21 protein-coding genes are annotated in these 22,753 nt (G+C 59.4%); 9 read left to right on the top strand and 12 right to left on the bottom strand.

The features are described from left to right. The 4 genes from B0B09_RS07390 to B0B09_RS07405 all read right to left on the bottom strand — a co-directional run bounded on the left by B0B09_RS07390 (position 1) and on the right by B0B09_RS07405 (position 4,772). Complete coding sequence (locus tag B0B09_RS07390; RefSeq protein WP_165689325.1) at positions 1-903, bottom strand: EamA family transporter; 903 nt, start codon at positions 901-903, stop codon at positions 1-3. 5 nt (positions 904-908) lie between these two features. Beyond that, positions 909-1,721 (bottom strand): hypothetical protein, encoded by an 813-nt coding sequence (locus B0B09_RS07395; RefSeq protein WP_076659035.1) that lies wholly within the window; start codon positions 1,719-1,721, stop codon positions 909-911. Beyond that, positions 1,718-3,010 (bottom strand): signal recognition particle-docking protein FtsY, encoded by a 1,293-nt coding sequence (gene ftsY, locus B0B09_RS07400; RefSeq protein WP_076659841.1) that lies wholly within the window; start codon positions 3,008-3,010, stop codon positions 1,718-1,720. Before ftsY ends, B0B09_RS07395 begins: the two co-directional genes overlap by 4 nt. 70 nt (positions 3,011-3,080) lie before the next feature. Next, positions 3,081-4,772, bottom strand: a complete 1,692-nt coding sequence (locus B0B09_RS07405) for an NAD(P)H-dependent oxidoreductase subunit E (RefSeq protein WP_076659036.1) — start codon at positions 4,770-4,772, stop codon at positions 3,081-3,083. 143 nt (positions 4,773-4,915) lie between these two features. Here B0B09_RS07405 and B0B09_RS07410 point away from each other — a divergent pair, with 143 nt between their 5' ends. After that, positions 4,916-5,932: an alkane 1-monooxygenase gene (locus B0B09_RS07410; protein ID WP_076659037.1), complete on the top strand. Its 1,017-nt coding sequence runs from the start codon at positions 4,916-4,918 to the stop codon at positions 5,930-5,932. Beyond that, positions 5,925-6,311, top strand: a complete 387-nt coding sequence (locus B0B09_RS07415; protein WP_076659038.1) for a hypothetical protein — start codon at positions 5,925-5,927, stop codon at positions 6,309-6,311. The genes B0B09_RS07410 and B0B09_RS07415 overlap by 8 nt, the downstream gene beginning before the upstream one ends. Here the strand turns inward: B0B09_RS07415 and xseA are convergent. Together xseA and B0B09_RS07425 are read right to left on the bottom strand one after the other, a co-directional pair. Continuing rightward, positions 6,300-7,784, bottom strand: coding sequence for an exodeoxyribonuclease VII large subunit (gene xseA, locus B0B09_RS07420; protein ID WP_165689305.1), 1,485 nt, complete (start codon positions 7,782-7,784; stop codon positions 6,300-6,302). The two genes, B0B09_RS07415 and xseA, sit on opposite strands and share 12 nt — an antisense overlap. After that, on the bottom strand, positions 7,784-8,377 hold the full coding sequence (locus B0B09_RS07425) for a hypothetical protein (RefSeq protein WP_076659040.1): 594 nt from the start codon (positions 8,375-8,377) through the stop codon (positions 7,784-7,786). The genes xseA and B0B09_RS07425 overlap by 1 nt, the downstream gene beginning before the upstream one ends. Before the next feature lie 162 nt (positions 8,378-8,539). Between B0B09_RS07425 and purD the strand changes: the two genes are divergently transcribed. Further along, complete coding sequence (purD, locus tag B0B09_RS07430; RefSeq protein ID WP_076659041.1) at positions 8,540-9,802, top strand: phosphoribosylamine--glycine ligase; 1,263 nt, start codon at positions 8,540-8,542, stop codon at positions 9,800-9,802. 65 nt (positions 9,803-9,867) lie between these two features. Here the strand turns inward: purD and B0B09_RS07435 are convergent, their stop codons facing one another. Together B0B09_RS07435 and fdxA are read right to left on the bottom strand one after the other, a co-directional pair. Further along, positions 9,868-10,374, bottom strand: coding sequence for a CarD family transcriptional regulator (locus B0B09_RS07435; RefSeq protein ID WP_055294644.1), 507 nt, complete (start codon positions 10,372-10,374; stop codon positions 9,868-9,870). Positions 10,375-10,581: 207 nt separating this feature from the next. Beyond that, positions 10,582-10,917 carry a ferredoxin FdxA gene (gene fdxA, locus B0B09_RS07440; RefSeq protein WP_055687558.1) on the bottom strand — a complete coding sequence of 112 codons (336 nt, stop codon included), beginning with the start codon at positions 10,915-10,917 and terminating at the stop codon, positions 10,582-10,584. Positions 10,918-11,134: 217 nt separating this feature from the next. On the opposite strand from fdxA, the gene B0B09_RS07445 reads away from it, so the two are divergent. Then, complete coding sequence (locus B0B09_RS07445; protein ID WP_076659842.1) at positions 11,135-11,920, top strand: DUF533 domain-containing protein; 786 nt, start codon at positions 11,135-11,137, stop codon at positions 11,918-11,920. On the opposite strand, the gene B0B09_RS07450 is transcribed toward B0B09_RS07445, so the two are convergent. From B0B09_RS07450 to B0B09_RS07460, 3 genes are read right to left on the bottom strand one after another with little or no spacing between them, the layout of a single operon-like run. Continuing rightward, entirely contained in the window at positions 11,917-12,288 is a 372-nt protein-coding gene (locus tag B0B09_RS07450; protein ID WP_076659042.1) for an Hsp15 family ribosome-associated heat shock protein, read from the bottom strand. The two genes, B0B09_RS07445 and B0B09_RS07450, sit on opposite strands and share 4 nt — an antisense overlap. Further along, positions 12,285-15,044: a helicase-related protein gene (locus B0B09_RS07455; RefSeq protein WP_076659043.1), complete on the bottom strand. Its 2,760-nt coding sequence runs from the start codon at positions 15,042-15,044 to the stop codon at positions 12,285-12,287. Before B0B09_RS07455 ends, B0B09_RS07450 begins: the two co-directional genes overlap by 4 nt. A gap of 32 nt (positions 15,045-15,076) precedes the next feature. After that, positions 15,077-15,544 carry a tetratricopeptide repeat protein gene (locus B0B09_RS07460; protein WP_311135453.1) on the bottom strand — a complete coding sequence of 156 codons (468 nt, stop codon included), beginning with the start codon at positions 15,542-15,544 and terminating at the stop codon, positions 15,077-15,079. Between the two features lie 166 nt (positions 15,545-15,710). Between B0B09_RS07460 and B0B09_RS07465 the strand changes: the two genes are divergently transcribed. Together B0B09_RS07465 and B0B09_RS07470 are read left to right on the top strand one after the other, a co-directional pair. Continuing rightward, positions 15,711-16,001, top strand: coding sequence for an SCP2 sterol-binding domain-containing protein (locus B0B09_RS07465; RefSeq protein WP_076659045.1), 291 nt, complete (start codon positions 15,711-15,713; stop codon positions 15,999-16,001). After that, entirely contained in the window at positions 16,001-16,951 is a 951-nt protein-coding gene (locus B0B09_RS07470; RefSeq protein WP_076659046.1) for an alpha/beta hydrolase, read from the top strand. The genes B0B09_RS07465 and B0B09_RS07470 overlap by 1 nt, the downstream gene beginning before the upstream one ends. On the opposite strand, the gene B0B09_RS07475 is transcribed toward B0B09_RS07470, so the two are convergent. After that, entirely contained in the window at positions 16,948-18,162 is a 1,215-nt protein-coding gene (locus B0B09_RS07475) for a threonine ammonia-lyase (RefSeq protein ID WP_084190753.1), read from the bottom strand. The two genes, B0B09_RS07470 and B0B09_RS07475, sit on opposite strands and share 4 nt — an antisense overlap. 105 nt (positions 18,163-18,267) lie before the next feature. Here B0B09_RS07475 and B0B09_RS07480 point away from each other — a divergent pair, with 105 nt between their 5' ends. The 3 genes from B0B09_RS07480 (at position 18,268) to B0B09_RS07490 (ending at position 22,752) form a co-directional block, all read left to right on the top strand. Further along, positions 18,268-19,281 carry a ligase-associated DNA damage response exonuclease gene (locus B0B09_RS07480; protein WP_076659844.1) on the top strand — a complete coding sequence of 338 codons (1,014 nt, stop codon included), beginning with the start codon at positions 18,268-18,270 and terminating at the stop codon, positions 19,279-19,281. Further along, entirely contained in the window at positions 19,278-20,867 is a 1,590-nt protein-coding gene (locus tag B0B09_RS07485) for an ATP-dependent DNA ligase (RefSeq protein ID WP_076659047.1), read from the top strand. Before B0B09_RS07480 ends, B0B09_RS07485 begins: the two co-directional genes overlap by 4 nt. Positions 20,868-20,934: 67 nt before the next feature. After that, the gene (locus tag B0B09_RS07490) at positions 20,935-22,752 is read left to right on the top strand and encodes a M3 family oligoendopeptidase (RefSeq protein WP_076659048.1); all 1,818 of its coding nucleotides are present in this window, start codon (positions 20,935-20,937) and stop codon (positions 22,750-22,752) included. The last annotated feature ends 1 nt before the right edge of the window (position 22,753 follow it).

Below are 22,753 nucleotides of genomic sequence, written 5' to 3' on the forward strand. Positions count from 1 at the left end.
TTAACCCCCCATTTCCACGATGACGGCGCCAAGTGCAACCAACGTCATCAAGAACAGGCGGCGCGGACCTACTTTTTCGCCCATGATAAACCAGCCGATCAATGCGGCAAAAACCACGGATGTTTCGCGCAGCACGGCCGCTTCACCGACTTGGTCCAACCGTGTCGCCAAAAGAACGCCACCAAAGCTGACCCATGCGATCAACGCACCGATGAAACCGCGCCAAATGAGTGGCCCCAGTACCGGTTGCTGCGCCATCCGCCGATAGCGCCACGCCGCGAGGAGCGGAAAATCAATGGCCGTCACAAAGAAGAACCATGCCAGAAAGGTAAAGGGATCAGGGCTTTGGCGGATCCCGTAGGCATCATAGGTTGTATATATTGCCACCAAGATCCCGCCCGCCAAGGCCCACAGCAAGCCCAGTTTCAGCGCCCGCGGGTCCAGCACCTCTTCGATTATATTCCGTGCCGCCAGCAGCAAAATACCCCCGCTGAGACACGCCACCCCGACCCACTGCATAGGTGTAAAATACTCTCCAAAAAACAGCGACGCCGCCAGCACCGTCACCAAGGGCCCCGTGCCACGCACGACCGGATAAACCACCGTATAGGCCGCCCGTTCATAGGCCATGGCCATTGTCACCTTATAGGCAAAATGGATCACGATCGCGCCCACGAGGATGACAGCCGTGGTCAGGTTCGGCCAGGGCACGACAAAAAGCGCAATTGGTGCAGAGAGCACGAACAGCCACCCATCAATTGCCCCCCGCGTCAGCCACGGATCATAGCGCCCCTTCTGCAACGCCCCGAAAATTGCATGGGCCAGCGCCGAAACCAGCGCAAACACGGTGGCCAGCTGCGCCCCCTCCGGCGTGCCCGAGATCGCAACCAGCCAAGCGCCCAGCTCGTTCACATGCGCCCCGGATTCCAGATGACTGCCAGCGTCGTGTCCTCCAGTGCCGCAGCGAATGCTTTGGCAAGTGCGGCCTCACTGGGCGCATGACCCAACGCGAGGAATGGCGCGACAAGTGCCGCAATCGGCCGCGCTTCGGACGCGTCCATCGTCACCCGTAGCGTCCCGCGCGCATTCGGGGCAGCGCCGATAAACCGCAGAAACTCCCGCTTGGTGCGACTGTTCACTTGCGCCTCACCAACCCCGCGCAAAGCCGTATCGACCGCAGAACGCGTGACTTCGGAGAAGTCGATCTGCAAATCAGCCAACACATCAGGCGTGACAGTGAAATCAAAAGAAAGAGTTGTGAAAGTCATCGCCGCGAGCGCCTCTTGTGCCTGCGCCGCATCTGCAAACGGGGTGGCACGCAACTGCCCTGACATACGCAGGCCACGCCCGTCCCCACCCTGTATCTGCAAGTCATTTACCTGCACTGAGCCGGTCTGAATGTCTTGTGTTGCCGCGAACCGTCCGTCGAGCGGCCCCAAAGGGGTGTCGCCTTCACTGAAGAACATTTCAACGGATCGCGTGTCTTCGCGCGCGGAAAACCGCACCCTGCCCTCGGCATTTGCGGGCCGGAATGATGTCGCATTAGAATCCGTAAAACGGCACCAGCCTTCTGCGCCGGATGTGACCGACCCGGTCAGGTTCGCAACCCCAAAGGATGCCGCAAAGGTGCGGATTTCTGCCCAGGCCCTCGCGCAATCCGTGTCGGCCAGCGCCGGTAACGGCAGAAGCGCAAAAAGCGATGCCGCAAGCAACCGTCTCACCGGTCCAGACCCACCAGCGCCGCCGCGAAATCATCCGGATCAAAGGGGGCCAGATCATCAATCTGTTCCCCGACGCCGATTGCATGGATGGGTAAGCCAAATTTATCAGCCAAAGCGACCAGAACGCCGCCCTTGGCGGTGCCGTCAAGTTTGGTCATCACAAGGCCGGATACATCCGCCAACTCTTGGAACACCTTGACCTGCTGCACCGCGTTCTGTCCGGTGGTGGCATCCAGCACCAGCAGCGTATTATGTGGCGCGTCGGGGTCTTTCTTGCTAATGACCCGCACGATTTTGGCCAGTTCTTCCATCAGATCAGCACGGTTTTGCAAACGGCCGGCCGTGTCAATCATCAAGAGATCCGCCCCATCCGCCTGTGCCTTGGTCATCGCGTCAAAGGCCAGACTGGCAGGGTCGGACCCTTCGGGCGCCGTCAGCACAGGGACGCCCGCGCGATCACCCCAGACCTGCAGCTGTTCGACAGCAGCCGCACGGAAGGTATCGCCCGCGGCGATCACAACCGATTTTCCAGCCGCCTTGAACTGGCTGGCCAGTTTGCCAATTGTCGTCGTTTTCCCCGATCCGTTGACTCCGACCACCAGCACCACTTGTGGCGTTTTGGCGTAAAGCGGCATCGGACGGGCGACAGGTTCCATGATCCGCGCGATCTCTTGGGCCATCAGTTCCTTGATCTCTTGCACAGAGAGCCGCCGGCCCAGACGTCCCTCGGCCATATTCGCGGTCACACGCAGGGCCGTATCAACACCCATATCCGCCGAGATCAGCAGCTCTTCGAGCTGTTCCAGCATGTCATCGTCAAGGGTGCGTTTGACAACCGTCTTGGCCGTAGCGCCGCCACCGAAGAAGCGCCCGAGCAAGCCCTTTTTTTCTGGCTCGGATGCGGCCTGCTCGGTGAGAGGCGCCGTCAGGTCGACATCAAACTGCACAGGGTTCGGTGCCGCCTCGGGTTCGACAGGCGCAGCGGGTGTCGCATCTTCCACCTGATCATAGACTTCAGGCTCAGGCTCAGGCTCAGGCTCAGGCTCAGGCTCAGGCTCAGGCTCAGGCTCAGGCTCAGGCTCAGGCTCAGGCTCAGGCTCAGGCTCAGGCTCAGGCTCAGGCTCAGGCTCAGGCTCAGGAATTGGGTCGGCTACGGGGGGAACCGGCGCAACCGATTCTTCAACAATTTCCTCTTCCTCGCCGCCATCCTGCACGATAGCGTCCAGCCCCTCGTCGATCTTGGACGAGGATTTGAACATCCGGGATTTGAGTTTTTTGAAAAATGACATCTCGATCAACCGCAGCAGCCTTTCCTATCACCTAATGATGCAGGACAGGTTTGGAAAGCCTCAACGCGGTTTAACCCGATACCTCTTCCTTGAAATGCTGCATCACCAGCTTGATCGGATTGGGCGCCGCCTGCCCCAGACCGCAGATTGATGCATCGGCCATCGCCGTGCACAGATCGGTCAGCAAGGGTTGATCCCACGTATCCGCCTGCATCAGCTTCACGGCCTTTTCGCAGCCCACACGGCAAGGCGTGCATTGCCCGCAGCTTTCATCCTCGAAAAACCGCAGCATGTTCAGCGCCGCATCACGGGCGCGGTCCTGATCGGACAGCACGACAACAGCGGCAGAGCCGATGAAGGTGCCCAAAGGCTGCAATGTGTCGAAATCCAGCGGCACATCATTGATCGACGCAGGCAATAGACCTGATGAGGGGCCACCCGGCTGATAGGCTTTGAACACATGCCCGTCGGCCATGCCGCCAGCGGCGTCGATAACATCCATGATCGTTGATCCCGCAGGCAACAGATACACTCCAGGCGCGGCAACCCGGCCAGAGACAGAGTAGGACCGCAGCCCTTTGCGCCCGTTCTTTTCCACACTGCTCAGAATTTCAGGCCCTTCACGGCAAATCCGCGCAACCCAATAAAGCGTTTCAACGTTGTGCACCAAAGTGGGGCGATCAAAGATGCCGACCTGTGCCACAAAGGGTGGCCGGTGGCGCGGAATGCCGCGTTTGCCTTCGATGCTTTCGATCATCGCGGATTCTTCGCCGCAGATATAAGCGCCCGCACCGCGCCGCAGGTCGATATAGCCTTCCGCGACAAGGCCTGCCTCCTCAAGCGCCCTGATCTCGCGCGCCAGAATGTCCAGCACTGCTGGATATTCGTCGCGCATATAGATAAAGCAGGTCTCTGCCTCGACCGCCCAGGCGGCGATCAGCATGCCTTCAAGGAACACATGCGGGGTGCGTTCCAGATAGTAACGGTCCTTGAACGTCCCCGGTTCGCCCTCGTCCCCGTTCACGGCCAGATAGCGCGGCCCCGCGTTGCCGCGCACAAAACCCCATTTCTTGCCCGATGGAAAACCGGCACCACCCAAACCGCGCAGGCCAGAGGCCAGCACTTTGTCCTGGACGTCCTCCCAATTGCCGCTGTCGCGCAATGACTGAAGCTCTGCATAGCCACCTGTCGCCGCGTAATCCGCATAGCCTTGATAATCGGGCAGATGCGCGTGCGTTTCACCCGCCGCAATGGCCGCTTGCACCTTTTCGACCGTCGCATGGTCGATATGGTTATGCCCCAACTCCAACACCGGCGCGGTGTCACAACGCCCCATGCAGGGCGCACGCAAGACGCGGACTTCGGCGGGGTCCAAACCCTCTTCGAGGGCCGCTTTCAACTGCTGGGCGCCCGCCAATTCGCATGACAGGCTATCGCAGACCCGAATGGTCAGCGCCGGCGGGGCCGCTTCGCCTTCTTTCACCACATCAAAATGGGCATAGAAGGTCGCGACCTCGTAAACCTCGGCCTGGCTCAGGCGTATTTCCTCGGCCAAGGCGCGCAGATGCGCGGCAGAAAGGTGGCCGTAGGTATCCTGGATCAGATGCAGAAACTCGATCAGCAGATCACGCCGACGCGGGCGATCACCCAAGAGCGTGCGGACCTCGTCCCATGCGGCGTCATCAAGCGCACGCCCCTTGGTACGGTGCCGCCCTTTGCCCTTGCCGGATTTCCAAACACCTTTGCGGTTGTCCAAAGCCATCACGCCTTTCCTCATCTCGTTAGGGCCAACATACGTCTCCGCGCGCCGCCAAACCACGCAAAAGCGACACCCAAGACGGCCAAACCGCGCAGCAATGCAATTTCCTCTACACCATGCGGAAACCCGTGCTAACTATCCGAAACATGGAACCACGTCTTTTGCATTTCGGCCTTGCCACCCTGACCCCCGCTGCGCTGATCGGCGCCGGCGCCTTTCTGGGCGGCGGCTGGGTGATTGCTGCGGTTGTTTATCTGACAGCAATGACAAGCCTGCTGGACCGGCTGATCAGGAAAGAACCCGCGGCCGGCGCGGCGTCGCAGGATGCCGTTTTATCGGTTGCAATTGCGCTGACCCATTTTTGCCTGCTGCCCGTCGTTGTATGGTCCCTCGCGAAGGCTGACATCACGCCACTGGCGAAAACCGGCATCTTCTTTGCTGCGGGGCTTTGGTTCGGCCAGATCAGCAACGCCAATGCGCATGAGCTGATCCACCGTCCCACCCGCGGCCTGCACAGGCTTGGGATGTGGTGCTACATCACGCTGATGTTCGGGCACCATACCTCTGCGCATGTGCTGGTACATCACCCGCATGTAGCCACCCCTGCAGACCCCAACACATCGCGCAAAGGCGAAAGCCTCTATCGCTATATGATCCGCGCGTGGACTGGCTCATTCCGTGCAGGCTACCGCGCCGAAAAGGCGCGTCTGGACCGCGTCGGACGCCCCGCATGGCGCAACCCCTACGCGGTCTATGTGGGTGGTAGTCTTCTTTGTCTGACATCGGCGTTCCTGCTGGGCGGATGGCAGGCGCTTGTCGCCTATGGCGCACTTTCGCTATACGCGCAGTCGCAACTCTTGATGTCTGACTATGTGCAGCACTACGGGCTTGTCCGTGCTCTCCGCGACAACGGCAAACCCGAGCCTGTCACTGCCAGACACAGCTGGAACAGCCCGCATTGGTTCTCTTCCATGATGCTCCTGAACGCCACGCGGCACTCTGATCACCACGCGCACCCTGCGCGGCCTTATCCTGAACTGAACATCCCTGATGACGCCCCTATGCTGCCCCGTCCGCTCCCGCTGATGGCCAGTATCGCGCTGGTCCCCCCGCTTTGGCGGCGGATCATGGACCCGCGGGTTGAAAGGTGGCGCAATGCGTAGTCTGGCGATATGGCTCCTGCTCGCAACCCCTGCGGTGGCGCAAGACACCATGAGCGGCCCCGAATTTGACGCCTATGTCACGGGCCGGACCATCACATTCCGCACAGCAACCAATCCGCTTTTCGGAATCGAGCGCTATCTGGAAGACAAACGCGTCATGTGGTCAGATTTCGACGGCACCTGCCAATACGGGGTCTGGTTCGAGAGCAAAGGCGATATCTGTTTCCGTTATGACGGTGATCCGGAACACAAGTGCTGGGAAATCTATGCGGAACCGGAAGGCCTGCGCGGGGTGTATACCACGCGGCCAAATACAACCGTGATCTTTGAGGTCCCCGAAAGCGACGCACCGCTCATCTGCAACGATCTATCGTCCTGAGCCAACCTGCAATTTGCCATCTGCAAACTCGATCTCGAGCGCGGTTGCTCCGGCTGCCGCGGCCTCGGTTGTCACCACTGCGCCGTCACCACGCACCACGGCATATCCGCGTTTGAGGGTTTCGACATAGCCCAGCGTCTCGCGCAACCGGTCCAGCGCATCCAGCCGCGCCAAACGTTCGGCCTGCTGGCGCGAGGCGCGGTCTGACAGACGGCGCAGCAGCACTTCTAGCCGTTCAGTATGACGTGCGACGCGGTCTTGCAGAACCGTGCCGCGCAAACCGCGCGCTGTCTGCTCAAGCGCTGTACGCCCGTCCCGTGTCCTGCGTTTCAACGCAGGCGCCAGCCGTTCGGACAACCCCGCCAAACGCCGCTGATCCTCGGCCAGCCGGCGTGACAGAATACCCGGACGCAACGCCGCCTCGCTCATCTGCAGACGCTTCTTGGCAGCGGCACCCTTCAGCGCGGATGGCAGTCGCTCACTCAGGTAATCCAGCCGCTGGCGCGGCCCTTCGACCAATGCATCCACCTGCGGCAAGGCCCGCCCCAGATCGCGCACGCGTTGCTGGCGCTGGCCAAGACCCGTTGTCAAAGCACGGCTCAGCCGCGCGCCTTGCTGGTCGGCCCAAGCGAGCAACTCCATCCGCACCGGCACAGCCAGTTCCGCCGCTGCCGTCGGTGTCGGGGCACGCATGTCCGAGACAAAATCAATCAGCGTCGTATCGGTTTCATGCCCCACAGCGGAAATCAGCGGAATATCCGATGCCGCAGCCGCCCGCGCGACAATCTCTTCGTTGAACCCCCACAGATCTTCAAGCGAGCCACCGCCGCGCGCCACAATCAGCAAATCCGGGCGCGGCAATGCGCCCCCCGGTGTGAGCGCATTAAACCCTGCAATCGCGGCAGCTACTTCGGGCGCGCATTTGGCTCCTTGCACCGCCACAGGCCAAACCAGAACTTTACGCGGAAAACGATCACGCAAGCGGTGTAGAATATCGCGGATCACAGCCCCCGATGGTGATGTGACCACCCCGATAATTTCGGGCAGATAGGGCAAGGGTTTCTTGCGCTCGGGCGCGAAGAGCCCCTCGGCCGCAAGTGCCGCCTTGCGCTTTTCCAGCATCGCCATCAGCGCACCGGCACCGGCAGGGGCGATATCCTCAATCACCATCTGGTATTTCGACTGACCGGGGAATGTGGTGAGCTTGCCCGTGGCAATCACCTCCATCCCCTCTTCCGGACGGTGCGCCAGCCCCTGCGCACGGCCTTTCCAGATCACACCGGCCAGAACCGAGCGATCATCCTTGAGGTCCATATAAATATGGCCCGATGCAGGCCGCGACACGCGCCCCACTTCTCCGCGCACGCGCACATGGGAAAACCCGCCCTCGATCGCCTTTTTGACTGCGCCCGAAATCTCGGACACCGAAAACTCGGGGGTGTTATCGGCGGGCCCATCGTCGAAGAGGTCCATTATATTGCTTCACCTTTTCCATGCGCCTCTAATGGCAAGGACGAGAACTGCCACTTCAGGAAAAAGGCTGTCAGGCATAACACTCCCGCCAGCACGACAAAAAGAAAGGTTTTAAAAAGCAGCGCCAACATCAGGGCCAAGCCACCGCTGGCGAACAAGAGAATGCGCGAAATCCGCACCGTTGCAAAATCGGGATCCGGCCAGAACTGTACCTGCGCACGGCCAAATTCTTCTGCATAGTGATCCAGAGTGCGCCCATAGGCCGGATCATCCGCAAACTGCACAAGATCGTCAGGGCGATAAATGATGCGGCCAATGATACGGGGACAAAAGTCTTCGAAATACGCCTTTTCATCCTGCACATGCATCTTCCAGACGACATCCACGATGGGTGATGGCACAAGCGTTTCACCGGTACTGCCCACCAGATACATAAAGCGGCGATATTCTTCGACGAGAGTGTAGCACACATCAATCGAATGGCCGGTTTCCTCGTGCAGACGGTCGACCAGTGAACGCGTCAGTGGACGCTCGTGAAAGCTATAGCCTTCAAGGCGGTGCCAAAGCTTCCGGTCCTTTTTGATCGGTTTCATCTTTGCGTCTATGCTCGCATTGGTTGTCTCGCTTACGACACTAGTCTGATGCGGCACGCGCGCCAAGCACCAGAGACTAAAAAACCTTTGATTTGGGTGACACTTGTGGTCACGCCATCCCCGTCTTAGAACCGTGGCACTTCAATTCTTGCAGGGACGAATATGAACATTCTCATTTTGGGCAGTGGCGGGCGCGAACATAGTCTGGCTTGGGCCGTCAAACAGAACCCCAAATGTGATCGCCTGATTGTTGCCCCCGGAAATGCGGGGATCGCGGCCCATGCGGAATGTGCAGACATCAACATTCTCGACGGTGGTGCAGTAGCGACATTCGCCGAAGAGAACGCGATTGATTTCGTCATTATCGGCCCCGAAGCCCCCCTTGCGGCCGGTGTGGCCGACCGGCTGCGCAGCGCCGGATTTCTGGTCTTTGGTCCAAGTCAGGCGGCGGCCCAGCTTGAAGCCTCGAAGTCTTTTACCAAAGCGATCTGTAACGCGGCAGGCGCGCCGACAGCTGCCTATGCGCATTTCACTGACGCGGATGCCGCCCGCGCCTATATCCGCGCCAAAGGTGCGCCGATTGTGGTCAAGGCTGACGGGCTTGCCGCCGGCAAAGGCGTGATCGTTGCCATGACGGAAGGCGAAGCACTTGCCGCGATCGACGATATGTTCGACGGCAGCTTTGGCGCGGCAGGTGCCGAGGTGGTGATCGAAGAGTTCATGGACGGTGAAGAAGCTTCATTCTTTGTGCTCTGTGACGGCAAAACCATCCTGCCCGTGGGCACCGCCCAAGACCATAAACGCGCTTTTGACGGCGATACGGGCCCGAACACAGGCGGCATGGGCGCTTACTCCCCCGCCCCTGTGATGACCGATGCGATTACACAAAAAGCGCTGGACGAAATCATCACCCCCACGATGGATGAGATGCGCAAGCGCGGCACCCCTTTCCAAGGTGTTCTTTTTGTCGGCCTGATGATCCAGAATGGCCAGCCGCGTCTGGTGGAATACAACGTCCGCTTTGGCGATCCCGAATGCCAGTGCCTGATGATGCGTCTGGGCGGGCAGATCCTTGATCTGTTGCAGGCATGCGCCGAAGAGCGTTTGGACGAGATGCAGGTCAACTGGGCGGATGATCACGCGCTGAACATTGTCATGGCAGCAAAGGGGTATCCCGGAAACTATGCCAAGGGCAGTGTGATTGGCGGGCTGGACAGTCAACCCGAAGACAGCTTCCACATGGTATTTCACGCGGGCACCGCGCTGAAAGACGGGCAAATCACCGCCGCAGGCGGACGCGTTTTGAACGTGACAGCACGGGGGGCAACCTTGGCCGAGGCACATGAAAAGGCCTATGCCATGGCTCAGACGATCGACTGGCCCGACGGGTTTTACCGGTCCGACATCGGCTGGCGGGCACTGTAGTCGTACAAAAAAAGGCCACGCTTGATGCCAAGCGTGGCCTTTTCTATCTCTAAATGTCGAAGCGCTTATGCGGCGCGGCCGACCAGAACAGAATCGATCTCTGCCGCGGCAGCATTCTCATCGTTACCCGCCACAGCAGCGATTTCGCGGGTCAGGCGCTCGAGTGCGGCTTCATAAAGCTGACGCTCAGAATAGCTCTGCTCGCGCTGGTCGTCCTGGCGGTGCAGGTCGCGCACGACCTCTGCGATGGCAATCAGATCACCCGAATTGATCTTTTGCTCGTACTCTTGCGCACGGCGCGACCACATGGCCTTTTTGACCTTTGCCTTGCCGCGCAGTGTCTTCATTGCATGGCTGACCACATCAGGTGTCGCCAAGGCACGCATGCCCACGTCGGTGGCTTTGTCAGTCGGCACCCGCAGGGTCATTTTGTCTTTCTCGAACGAGATGACAAACATCTCAAGCTCGAAGCCAGCAATCTCTTGCGTCTCGATCGACACAATTTTGCCGACCCCGTGGGCGGGGTAAACGACAAACTCGTTGGGGCTAAAGTCGTATTTCTTCTTGCTCATGATCGTCCTTTCATGACGGCCAGCTGATGACGACAAAAAAACCGCCGGGGGCACTTCGCCTCCGCCGGAGCTATCGTCTAATGATCTGGATCACGTCGTTCGCAACATTCCACTTAGTATACCATAAAAATAGGCCCAGCGGAAGCTTCCCGAGTCAACGCACGAACCACTTGTAAACAAAGGTCTTTTGCATCAACTCAGTGCGAATCAGCCACCTTCACCGGCGGCTTCCGAAAAGAGCTCCATCTTGCCTTCTTTGCCGTCCATTTCTTCGGCAGTCGGCAGCGGGTCCTTCTTCGTGATGATCACCGGCCACATCTCGGAATACTTGCGGTTGAATTCAACCCATTTTTCCATGTCCGGCTCGGTGTCCGGACGGATCGCATCGGCAGGGCATTCAGGCTCGCAAACACCGCAGTCAATACATTCGTCAGGATGGATCACCAGCATGTTTTCACCTTCGTAAAAACAATCTACGGGGCAGACTTCGACGCAGTCCGTGTATTTGCAGGCGATGCAGTTGTCGTTGACGATGTAGGTCATAAGGCGCGGTTCCGATCAGTTCACGCAGCCTAGCTAGAATAGACTGGCCGCGCGTTCAAGGTCCAACAGTCCAACGAAGGCGGCGAAGTCCAAGATTGCGACAAGATGCGCGAAATTGCTGCGGCGCCTCAAGATGCTGGACAGCACGAAATCTACCAACCATCCTGTCACTCGCGAATTCACAACAAAGAATTTTGACCTCGGGAGCGAACATACAATGTCACTTATGAATACAGTTGCGAAAATGGCGGTCGGCTTTGCCGTCGCCAAGGGCATGGAATCAGTACAGAAAAACGGTGGCCTCGGTGGGCTGCTCGGCGGCCTCACAGGGGGCGGCACACAGAAACAAGCCAGCGGCATGGGCGGTTTGGGTGACATGTTGGGCCAGTTGGGCGGCGGCAGTGCGGCACAATCCTCTGGCGGGCTTGGCGGTATGCTGGGTCAATTGACAGGCGGCGGCGCAGGCGCGAGCGGCGGTCTGGGCGGTTTGCTGGGCCAGCTTGGGGGCAGCAGCAGCAGTGCCGCGGCGGCAGGCGGACTTGGCGGCTTGGGCGCGCTTTTGGGTGGTTTGGCCGGCGCACGCGGCGGGGCCTCGGGCGCGGGACTTGAGGCGCTGCTGAATCAGGACAACCCAGCCGATGAACCCGATGAAGACGAAATCGCAAAACTGATGCTGCGCGCAATGACCCAAGCCGCACGTGCCGACGGTGATCTGGATCAAGGCGAAAAGGCGAAACTGTCCGCCCTTCTGGCCGACAGTGACCCCGGCACCGTCGAGACCCTGCAGAACATCCTGTCTGCCCCCGTCAGCGCGGCCGATTTGGCAGCGGACACACCAAAGGGCTTGGAAACACAGGTCTACACAATGTCAGTGAACGCGATCACACCCGACAACCAGGCCGAAGCACAATATTTGCATGAACTGGCCAGCGCCCTCGAAATTGCCCCGCAAACGGCAAACGCGATCCACGACAGCCTCAACGCACCCCGGCTCTATAACTAGTCTAGCCCCATATCGCGGCGGTCTTTCTTTGTCGGACGACCGCCCTTTTCATAGCGCGGGTTCGCGCCCTGCGTCTCGGTAGGGCGCGGTTTGGGTGCAGGCGTGAGGTCTTCGTAGAGCGCTCGCGCTTCGGGCGCAGGCCCGCGGCGTTCGCCACAGGCCACAACCCGCACCACCTTGGTTTCTTGGGCCTGCACAAAAGTCAGCACATTCCCTGGTCCGATCGCGCGGGCGGGTTTGCTGACAGGCTGGCTATCCACACGGACCTTGCCCGCGGTGACAACACCGGCGGCAAGGCTGCGCGATTTGAAGAACCGCGCATGCCAGAGCCATTTATCCAGCCGGATTGTCGGGCGGGGGTCGCTCAATCCTTCTTGAAACCTGCCAAAGCGGCAGCGAACGGATTGTCAGGATCAATCTGCTTTTCGCGCTTGGGTTTGGCTTGGAAGGTTTGCGGTTTGTTGTTGCCGCCACCCTGTGGTTTGCCTTTGCCCTTCGGCTTGCCTTTGCCACGGGGGCGGGCATCACCTTGGGGGCGTGCAGGACGTGCCGCGCGACCACCCCATGTAAAGGTATAGAACACCTCTACTTCGCTTTCGGCGCGCGCTTCCGGCGTCTGCGCAGGTATTTCCTGAGGGGCATCCGCAGGTGTCTCTTGCGGTGCGTCCGGCGGCGTTTCCACAAGCGGCGTATCCGGCATCTCTTGTGGCGCATCCGGCGCATCGGACGTTTGCGGCGGCTGTGCCGCTTTCACCTTCGCGCGTTCACCTTTTTCGGCCTTGTAACCAAGACCTGTCATCAGATCGGCGAACTGTTCCAGCGTCATGCCGGTGATCGATAGCATGTCGGGGTTCGCTTCGAACCCCCCACGACTATCCTTGTCGCGCAGCATATCGGCGAGGCGTTCCAGCATATCAATGCGGATCGCGCGGTCGCCAGCAGCGCGGTAGCCGGCCATCGCATAATACCCTGCCACAGCATCCTGAGCCGTGGGCACAGTGACCAGACCGGGGGGCGGGCTTTCAGGGAATTCGCCCAAACCCTTGGACAGCGACCACAGCACAAGACGCAAACGTGTCGGTGCAGGCTTGAGCAGCAGCGGCATGAAAATCGTGAACTGGCCGAAACGCACACCGTGTTTGCGCAACGCGCCACGGGCGTCCTGATCCAGCGCCTTGACCTCGTCGGCGACTTCACCGCGCGGGATGATCCCGAATTCTTCGGCCATGCGATAGGCAAACCCCTTCGCGGCCCCTGTCAGCGCCTCATCATTCTTGAGCGCGATAATCGGCTCGAATCCGGCGGCGATCTTACGGTCGATGAAATGCTGCAAGCGGCGCTGCACTTTGGTGGCGACATCGGCGCCCGCCTCTTCATCGACAAAGGCCTCGACACCCGGCTTGAACGGATCGTCACCTTTGACCAATTTGCCAACCGCCTGGCTGCCCCACATCAGGCCGCCCTGTTCGGTGAAATCAATCTCGGGATCGGGGGCGTTATAGAAACGGTCCGCCAGCAAATGGAACTGTGGCACCAGCGCCTGCACCGAAGCCTGACGCAACGTCTTGGCCTCATCGGGGCTGCCCGCTTTGTCCATCCGGAAACGGAACCCTTCCAACCGTCCGACGAATTCGCCCTCGACGGTCACTTCACCCTTGTCATTCACGTCAGCCAAAAGGCTCTCCTTCTGTTTGAGCCGGCGAAGCAGAATGCTGGTCCGCCGGTCCACAAATCTTTGTGTCAACGCGCCATGCAGCGCATCTGATAATCGGTCTTCTACCGCGCGGGTTGCATCTCGCCAATGAGATTCGTCAACCAGCCACCCTTTCCTTTGTGCCACATATGTCCACGTACGGATATACGCGAGCCGCTTGGAGAGCGTATCAATGTCTCCGTCGGTGCGGTCAATGCGTTTGACCTGCAGCGCGAACCAGTTGGCGGACACATGCCCAAGTTGGTGCAGATCGTTGTAGATATGCGTCAAAAGGGCTGCGTGTTCACCTTTGCTGATACCGCGAAAATCAGGCACGCGGCACACATCCCAAAGCAGTTTGACCGATGGACCATCCGTGGCACGCACCGCCACCTCAGTATCCAACGCCAGTGCTTTTAGTGCGGCCAGATCATCACTTTCGCGTACACGGGTCAACCACGGGTCCTCGGTGCGGTCTTCCAGCGTGGCAATCAGACGCTTGACCGATCCGAACTGCAAACGGCTGTTGCGCCATTGCAGTTTCTTGATCGGGGCAAAGCGGTGATCGCAAATCGCCTGCGCGACACCTTCGTCCAGCGGCGGCGCCTCACCGGTGACGCCAAAAGTGCCATTGTCAACGTGCCGCCCCGCACGACCCGCGATCTGACTCAACTCGTCAGGTTGCAAAAGCCGCATTCGGCGGCCGTCAAATTTCGTCAGCGAGGAAAACGCCACATGGCTGATATCAAGGTTGAGCCCCATACCAATCGCATCGGTCGCGACGAGGTAATCGACATCGCCGTTTTGATACATTTCCACCTGCGCATTCCGCGTGCGGGGGCTCAGCGCGCCCATCACGACAGCCGCACCGCCTTTGGTACGGCGCAAGAGTTCTGCGATGGCATAAACGTTCTCGACCGAAAACCCCACGATTGCCGAGCGTGCAGGCATCCGGCTCAGTTTCTTGGACCCTGAATAGGTCAGCTGCGACATCCGCTCACGGCGCATGAAGGACGCATCAGGCACCAAGGCCGAGATCGCATCACGCATCGTTTCCGCACCCAGAAACAGCGTCTCATGCAGGCCGCGCGCATTCAGCAAACGGTCGGTAAAGATATGGCCCCGCTCGGGATCTGCGCAGAGCTGGATTTCATCAACGGCCAGAAAATCGCACCCCATGCCTTCCGGCATCGCCTCAACCGTACAGACCCAATAGGCCGCACGCGGCGGCACGATCCGCTCTTCGCCTGTGACAAGCGCCACGACACCCGGTCCACGCACAGCCACAATCCGGTCGTAAACCTCGCGTGCCAGAAGCCGCAGCGGCAAACCGATCACACCGGTGCGGTATGATAGCATCCGCTCAATTGCGTAATGCGTTTTGCCAGTATTCGTCGGCCCAAGCACGGCCGTGATCCGGGACACCGTCATATTCTTCCCCGAACCAATCGGAGCGCCAGTGCCTAGAGCGCCTGACCCTCAAGCTGCAGTTCCAACCGATCGACCGCATCCAACGCTTCGCGCGCATTGGGGTGGATCGCAAGAACCATTTCATAGACTTCAAGCGCATCTTCGGGGCGCTCTAATTCTTCCATCATCAAGGCAAGTCCGCGCATCGCCTCAAAGTGACGCGGGTTCAGTGCCAGCACCTGACGCACATCGTTCAGGGCTGGGCCAATCCGCCCGAGCAAATAATAAGCCGACGCGCGCCCATAATAGCCTTCGGCAAAATCCGGCGCATGATCGACCAAAGCCGTGAAATGTTCTACGGCCACTTCGGGCGTACCGTCTTCCAGCGCCTCCTTGCCGCGGCGCAACAGCAGGTCCATCGCAGGCGAGCCGCTGTTTTCCCACTGCGCGATGATTTGCCGTTCGATACGCGCGGACGTGCCTTCATCCGCGGCGGCGAGCTCTTGAAAAAGTTCATCCAACGGCGTTTGCTGCGCGTAACCGGGTAAGGAAAACCCAACCGTCAGGCAAAGTGCCGTAACGATACATTTGAAGCGATGTGCGTGCATAACCATAGTCGTAATGTAGCGCACTATGCGGCCAACACCAGAGGTCGTAGTGTCATATCAAACAATAGAGGACGAAAAAATGAGTGATGTTGTAGCAGAGGCCGTCGCCGCCCTGAACGCCAAGCTGGGTGGGGCCGGTTTTGACGGCAGCGCAAAATTCGACATCGAGGGTGAGGGAAGCATCATCATCGACCAGAATGGCGCACATGCCAGTGAAGACGACGCAGACGTGACCCTGACCGCCACCACCGAAACGTTCAAAGCGATCCTCGACGGCGAAATGAACCCGACGACCGCCTTTATGACAGGCAAACTCGGCGTTGACGGTGACATGGGTCAAGCCATGAAACTGGCCGGCGTTCTGAGCTAATGCTGGAAGCGGCCCCTCTTTTCGAAGATATCGCAGGCGGTCCTGCCGGAGGGGTCGCCCATTGGCTGACAACATCTGACGGGCTGCGCATCCGCGTGGGCCATTGGCCGCTGGCCAATGCCAAAGGCACCGTGCTGATCTTTCCGGGCCGCACCGAATTTGTTGAAAAATACGGCAATACCGCGCAGGCCCTGCAGGACCGCGGCTATGCCAGTCTGGCGATTGACTGGCGCGGCCAAGGCATTGCCGACCGCATGACACCCAAACGGGCGATCGGGCATGTCGGTGCATTTTCAGACTATCAAAAAGATGTGATCGCGACGCTCGCCTACGCACAAGAAGTCGGTCTTCCGCGTCCCTATTTCCTGCTGGGGCACTCGATGGGGGGATGTATCGGTCTGCGCGCGTTGATCGAAGGTCTGGACGTTCAGGCTGCGATGTTCTCGGCGCCGATGTGGGGCGTCCAGATGGCGACCCTGTTACGCCCCGTCGCGTGGGGGCTCTCCGCGATGAGCACATCCTTGGGGTTTGACGAAAAAATTGTCCCCGGTCAGTCCGAAGAAAGCTATCCCCTGCGCGAGAGCTTTGAGGCCAACACACTGACCAATGATCCCGAGATGTGGGCGCATTTCGGCACGCAGCTTCGCCAACAGCCCGATCTGGGCCTTGGCGGGCCGTCTTTGCGCTGGCTGAACGCCTCATTGCGTGAAATGCATAATCTCTGCACCGCCCCCTCGCCACAGATACCCTGCCTGACCTATCTGGGCACCGACGAAGTGATCGTTGATCCCTCGCGTATCCGCGAACGGATGGAGAAATGGCCAAATGGCGTGTTGCGCGTCATTGAAGGCGGCAAGCACGAGATGCTGATGGACATGCCCGAAATGCGCGACATGATTTTTGATGAGACGGCCGCGTTTTTTGACGAACAACTGGCGCCTGTGGCCTAGGCAAGATCGCTATCCGTGCGCACCTGAAAACCCGCGCCACGCAACTCACTGACCACCTCTGTCACATGTTGCCGGTCGCGGGCTTCGATCACGATCTCAAGCTCGGCTTGTTTCAGCGACACGCTCTGCATCATCCGCTGGTGGATCACCTCGATCACATTGGCCCCCGCCGCACCAATAATGCGCGAGATATCCGAAAGCTGGCCGGGGGTGTCGTCAATCTCGAAGGTCAGACGGGTAATCCGGCCGTCACGCACCAGACCGCGCAAGATCAGCGTCGAGAGCAGGCGTGAGTCAATATTGCCGCCGCAGACAACAAGCCCGACCTTTTTGCCTGCAAAATCCGCGGCATGCTTTTCGATGACGGCAAGACCAGCGCCCGCCGCCCCTTCGGCGACGATCTTTTCCTGAGACAGCAGATCAAAGACCGCCGCTTCGATTTCTGATTCCGTGGCGGTTTCCACACGGTCGACGTAGCGCTTAATGATGTCCAGATTGGCAGGGGCAGGTTCGCGCACCGCGATCCCTTCGGCCAGTGTTGCGCCGCCAAAATTGGTGCCGACAGCATCAAACTGCGCTTTCACCGCATCAAAATTCGCAGCCTGCGCGCCGATGACCTGCACGTCAGGGTTCACCGATTTCGCCGCAACGGCCATACCGGCGATCAAACCACCGCCACCAATCGGGACAACAATGACATCCAGATCCGGCTGCTGCTCTAACATTTCGAGCGCGACGCTGCCCTGCCCTGCAGCGACGACCGGATCATCAAAGGGATGCACAAAGGTCATGCCCTTTTCCGCAGCCAAATCCAGCGTGAACTGTACGCTTGCATCAAAGCCCTTGCCATGTAGAACCACATCCGCGCCGAAATCCTTTGTCCGTTTGACTTTGTTAAAGGGCGTGCCCTCGGGCATCACAATGACAGCAGGGATACCCAAGCGACTGGCATGATAGGCCACGCCCTGCGCATGGTTTCCGGCACTGCAGGCGATTACACCGGCGGCGCGCTCCGCATCGCTGAGCGTCAAAAGCTTGGCCAAGGCACCCCGCGCCTTGAACGCGTTGGTGTGCTGGAGGTTCTCAAGCTTGAGGTACAGATCAAAGCCCAATTGCAGCGACAAACGCGCGGCATGGACAGTCGGCGTGCGCATCGTGGCCGATTTGATCGCCTCATAGGTTTTTGTAATCAGTGCAGGATCAAGGGCCATCGGGCCACCTCGTTCAAGATAAATCACCCATAGCCCTACACCGTAAGGTGGGTGAAACCCACCCCCCACCATTGGCCCGCCGTGTTGGCGCTCTATAGTCGGTTGATGGCAGATGTACTTACCTTCACCGACAGGGGCATTTATTGTCCTGCGGGCGATTTCTATATCGATCCGTGGCGCCCCGTGGACCGCGCTCTGATCACCCACGGCCATAGCGACCATGCGCGCTGGGGGATGCAGCGGTATTTGGCAACAACAGGCACAGCGCCTGTTATGCGGCACCGCTTGGGCGATATCACGCTTGAAACCACGGATTACGACGTTGAGACCCGCATCGGGGACGCAACCGTCTCTTTCCACCCCGCAGGTCACGTGCCCGGTTCAGCGCAGATCAGGGTGGCGGTGAAGGGTGAGGTCTGGGTCGTCTCGGGTGACTACAAGACGGTGGCCGACGGGTTGTCGGAACCTTTCGAACCGGTCCCCTGCCACGCGTTCATCACCGAATGCACCTTTGGCCTCCCGATTTTCAAATGGACACCCGAGGATATCTTGACCCGCCAGATCAACGACTGGTGGGCGGCCAATGCCGCCGCAGGACGTATATCAATCCTTGGGGCCTATGCCTTGGGCAAAGCGCAACGCCTGCTCAGCACTGTGAACCCCGATATCGGCCCGATCCTGACCCATGGTGCGATTGAAAACACCAATGACGTGCTGCGCGCCCAAGGGGTCACTCTGCCCGACACCATCCGCGTCAGCGCCGACACCACCCACAAAACCCACCCCGGCGCGCTTGTGCTGGCCACGCCCAGCGCGCTTGGCACGTCTTGGGCGCGCAAATTCGGCACGGCTTCGACGGCCTTCGCCAGCGGCTGGATGGCCCTGCGCGGCGTACGGCGCAGACGCGCGGCTGACAGGGGTTTTATCGTTTCTGACCATGCCGATTGGGAGGGGCTGAACACTGCGATCAAGGCAACCGGCGCAACCAAGGTTTTCGCCACACACGGCTACACGGGAGCGTTCCAAAAATGGCTGTCCAGCCAAGGCTATGACGCGCATATCGTCAGCACGGATTACCAAGGCGAAGGGTTTGACCAAGCCGACGAGGCCGAGGCATGAAGGATTTCGCCGCCCTCTTTACCCGCATCGACGAAAGCACCAAGACCAGCGTCAAGACAGCCGCACTTGCCGACTATTTCCGTACCGCAACGCCCGAAGACCGGCTTTGGACCATCGCACTTTTCACAGGTCGTCGCCCCAAACGCACGATCACGGCGACAAAGTTGCGGGAATGGGCAGCAGAGGTCGCGGGCTTGCCGGACTGGCTGTTCGAGGAAAGCTATAGCATCGTGGGTGATCTGGCCGAGACGATCGCACTGGTCCTGCCACCCGCCACGCAAAGCCAAGACCACACGCTGACCCACTGGATCGGCTATATCAAAACGCTCGCGACCCTCGAAGACGACGTACGCAAAGCAGGCATTCTGGAGGCATGGAACAGCTTGCCCCCTACCGAAAGGTTCCTGTTTACCAAACTTCTGACAGGCGGTTTCCGCATTGGCGTCAGCGCCAAACTGATCACCCGCGCGCTGGCACAGGCGACCGGCCAGCCCGAAGCAGAGCTCACGCACAAGCTGATGGGCAATTGGACGCCGGACAGCACCACATGGGACGCACTGATTGAGGCCGATGACCCGACGGCGGACCTGTCACGCCCCTACCCTTTCTATCTTGCCTACCAGCTCGACGGTTTTGACGATCTTGGCCCGCCGGCCGATTGGAACGCCGAACGCAAATGGGACGGCATCCGCGGTCAGCTGATTGTCCGCGGCGGCGAACACCACCTATGGTCGCGCGGCGAAGACCTGATGACCGACCGTTTCCCCGAACTGGCGCAACTGCGCGATTACCTGCCAGATGGTACGGTGATAGATGGCGAGGTGCTGGCCTTTGCCGATGAAAAACCCCTGTCGTTCAATGCGCTACAAAAACGGATCGGCCGCAAAACGGTGCCAAAGAAATTGCTGGCCGAAGCCCCTGTGATCCTGATGGCCTATGACCTCCTGGAACATCAGGGGGCGGATGTACGCGATCAACCTCTGAAAGACCGCCGCGCGGCATTAGAAGATCTGATCAAGGATGCCCCTGTGACAGCCCCCCTGCGGCTGTCCGCCTCCGTCCGTTTCCAGACATGGGATGATCTGCACACCGCACGCGACCAATCCCGCGATCTGGGCGCCGAAGGTCTGATGCTCAAACGCCTAGACAGCCCTTACCTTGCCGGGCGCAAACGGGGCGACTGGTGGAAATGGAAGATTGATCCGCTGACCATCGACGCGGTGATGATCTATGCGCAGGCTGGGCATGGACGCCGCGCGAACCTGTTCACCGACTACACATTTGCTGTCCGCGATGGCAATGATCTGGTGCCCTTTACCAAGGCCTATTCCGGCCTGACCGACAAAGAATTCCGCGAAATCACTGCATGGGTGCGCAAGAACACGCTGCAACGCTTTGGTCCCGTGCGCCAAGTGCCCGCCGAACATGTGTTTGAAATCGCCTTTGAGGGCATCCAGGCCAGCCCGCGCCATAAATCCGGTGTTGCTTTGCGTTTTCCACGTATGTTGCGCTGGCGGCGCGACAAACCCGTGGATGAGGCCAATACGCTGGACGATCTCAAAGAGATGCTGGCCACCTACGGCTGAACGCCCTTAACACTTTTCGCAACAATGCCTATGTAAGCCCCAACACATGAAAAACAGAGGTAATCCCATGCCATTCCCCCAGCCCGTCTTTGATGCCAACACCAGCGGTGGAAAGGATCTTGGCAATCTGCCCGAGTGGGATCTGAGCGATCTTTACACTGCCGAGGACAGCCCCGAACTGGCGCGCGACATGGCATGGCTGGAAAAAGAGTGTGCGGATTTCGCGGCAAGCTATGAAGGCAAACTGGCAACACTGGACGCGGGCGGGCTCTTGGAAGCCGTTCAACGCTACGAACAGATTGACGTGATCGCGGGGCGGATCATGTCCTTTGCCGGCTTGCGCTATTATCAATGCACAACCGATAGCGGCCGCGCGAAATTCATGTCGGATTGTCAGGACAAGATGACAACGGCCACCACGCCGCTGGTCTTTTATGGTCTGGAATTCAATCGCCTTGATGACGATCACCTTGCCGATCTGCTTTCCGCCAATACGGACCTTGCGCGGTACAAACCTGTCTTTGACCGCATGCGCGCGATGAAGCCGCATCAGCTCTCGGATGAGCTGGAAAAATTCCTGCATGATCAATCCACGGTCGGTGCCGCAGCATGGAACCGGCTTTTTGATGAAACCATGGCAGCGCTCGAATTCGTGGTGGATGACGAGGTGCTGAGCCTCGAAGCGACGCTGAACCTGCTGACCGAACAGGACCGCGCCAAGCGCGAGGCTGCGACCCATGCACTGGCAGCCGTGTTCCGCGAGAACATCAAGATCTTTGCCCGTGTGCATAATACGCTGGCCAAAGAAAAAGAGATCGAGGACCGTTGGCGCAAAATGCCAACGCCGCAAACCGGACGGCACCTGTCCAACCATGTTGAGGCCGAGGTGGTCGAGGCGCTGCGCAACGCTGTTGTCGCCGCCTATCCGCGTCTGTCGCACCGCTATTATGCGCTCAAAGCCAAATGGCTGGGGCTGGACCGGATGCAGGTCTGGGACCGCAACGCGCCTTTGCCGATGGAAAGCGACAAGATCGTCAACTGGGACGAGGCGACAGCCACCGTGATGGACGCCTACGCAGGGTTTGATCCCAAAATGGCCGAAATCGCCAAGCCATTCTTTTCTGAGGGTTGGATCGATGCAGCCGTCAAACCCGGCAAAGCGCCGGGCGCTTTCGCGCACCCCACAGTGACTTCTGTCCACCCATATGTGATGCTCAACTATCTTGGCAAACCGCGTGATGTCATGACCCTCGCCCATGAGCTTGGGCACGGCGTGCATCAGGTGCTGGCGGCAGAACAAGGCGAGTTGTTGTCCTCAACCCCGCTGACACTGGCCGAAACCGCGTCGGTCTTTGGCGAAATGCTGACGTTCCAGAAACTGCTGGACGGGGCGAAGACGAAAGCAGAACGCAAGATCCTGCTCGCGGGCAAGGTCGAAGACATGATCAACACCGTCGTGCGCCAGATCGCGTTCTATGATTTTGAATGCAAACTCCACGCCGCCCGCGCCGAGGGCGAATTGACGCCGGATGATATCAACGCGCTCTGGATGTCGGTGCAGGCCGAAAGCCTTGGTCCTGTGTTCGATTTCGCGGATGGCTATGAAACCTTCTGGGCCTATATCCCGCACTTTGTGCACTCGCCCTTCTACGTCTACGCCTATGCGTTCGGCGACGGGTTGGTGAATGCGCTTTACGCGGTCTATGCCGAGGGCGATCCCGATTTCCGCGAGAAATATTTCGACATGCTGCGCGCTGGCGGGTCCAAGCACCACAAGGAGCTGCTCGCACCCTTTGGCCTCGACGCGTCCGACCCAAAGTTCTGGGACAAGGGCCTGTCGATGATCGAAGGCTTCATTGACGAATTGGAAGCGTTAGAGGACTAAG

This window comes from Yoonia rosea, assembly GCF_900156505.1.
GTDB classification, from domain to species: Bacteria; Pseudomonadota; Alphaproteobacteria; order Rhodobacterales; family Rhodobacteraceae; genus Yoonia; species Yoonia rosea.

What these genes read in the sequence shown, in the direction of transcription:
- B0B09_RS07465 (WP_076659045.1), top strand. Translation starts at nt 15,711, where the DNA reads ATGAGTGATGTTGTAGCAGAGGCCGTCGCCGCCCTGAACGCCAAGCTG.
- B0B09_RS07475 (WP_084190753.1), bottom strand. Translation starts at nt 18,162, where the DNA reads ATGGCCCTTGATCCTGCACTGATTACAAAAACCTATGAGGCGATCAAA.
- B0B09_RS07490 (WP_076659048.1), top strand. Translation starts at nt 20,935, where the DNA reads ATGCCATTCCCCCAGCCCGTCTTTGATGCCAACACCAGCGGTGGAAAG.
- B0B09_RS07455 (WP_076659043.1), bottom strand. Translation starts at nt 15,044, where the DNA reads ATGACGGTGTCCCGGATCACGGCCGTGCTTGGGCCGACGAATACTGGC.
- B0B09_RS07480 (WP_076659844.1), top strand. Translation starts at nt 18,268, where the DNA reads ATGGCAGATGTACTTACCTTCACCGACAGGGGCATTTATTGTCCTGCG.
- fdxA (WP_055687558.1), bottom strand. Translation starts at nt 10,917, where the DNA reads ATGACCTACATCGTCAACGACAACTGCATCGCCTGCAAATACACGGAC.
- B0B09_RS07415 (WP_076659038.1), top strand. Translation starts at nt 5,925, where the DNA reads ATGCGTAGTCTGGCGATATGGCTCCTGCTCGCAACCCCTGCGGTGGCG.
- B0B09_RS07425 (WP_076659040.1), bottom strand. Translation starts at nt 8,377, where the DNA reads ATGAAACCGATCAAAAAGGACCGGAAGCTTTGGCACCGCCTTGAAGGC.
- B0B09_RS07410 (WP_076659037.1), top strand. Translation starts at nt 4,916, where the DNA reads ATGGAACCACGTCTTTTGCATTTCGGCCTTGCCACCCTGACCCCCGCT.
- xseA (WP_165689305.1), bottom strand. Translation starts at nt 7,784, where the DNA reads ATGGACCTCTTCGACGATGGGCCCGCCGATAACACCCCCGAGTTTTCG.
- B0B09_RS07485 (WP_076659047.1), top strand. Translation starts at nt 19,278, where the DNA reads ATGAAGGATTTCGCCGCCCTCTTTACCCGCATCGACGAAAGCACCAAG.
- ftsY (WP_076659841.1), bottom strand. Translation starts at nt 3,010, where the DNA reads ATGTCATTTTTCAAAAAACTCAAATCCCGGATGTTCAAATCCTCGTCC.
- B0B09_RS07405 (WP_076659036.1), bottom strand. Translation starts at nt 4,772, where the DNA reads ATGGCTTTGGACAACCGCAAAGGTGTTTGGAAATCCGGCAAGGGCAAA.
- B0B09_RS07445 (WP_076659842.1), top strand. Translation starts at nt 11,135, where the DNA reads ATGTCACTTATGAATACAGTTGCGAAAATGGCGGTCGGCTTTGCCGTC.
- B0B09_RS07435 (WP_055294644.1), bottom strand. Translation starts at nt 10,374, where the DNA reads ATGAGCAAGAAGAAATACGACTTTAGCCCCAACGAGTTTGTCGTTTAC.
- B0B09_RS07470 (WP_076659046.1), top strand. Translation starts at nt 16,001, where the DNA reads ATGCTGGAAGCGGCCCCTCTTTTCGAAGATATCGCAGGCGGTCCTGCC.
- purD (WP_076659041.1), top strand. Translation starts at nt 8,540, where the DNA reads ATGAACATTCTCATTTTGGGCAGTGGCGGGCGCGAACATAGTCTGGCT.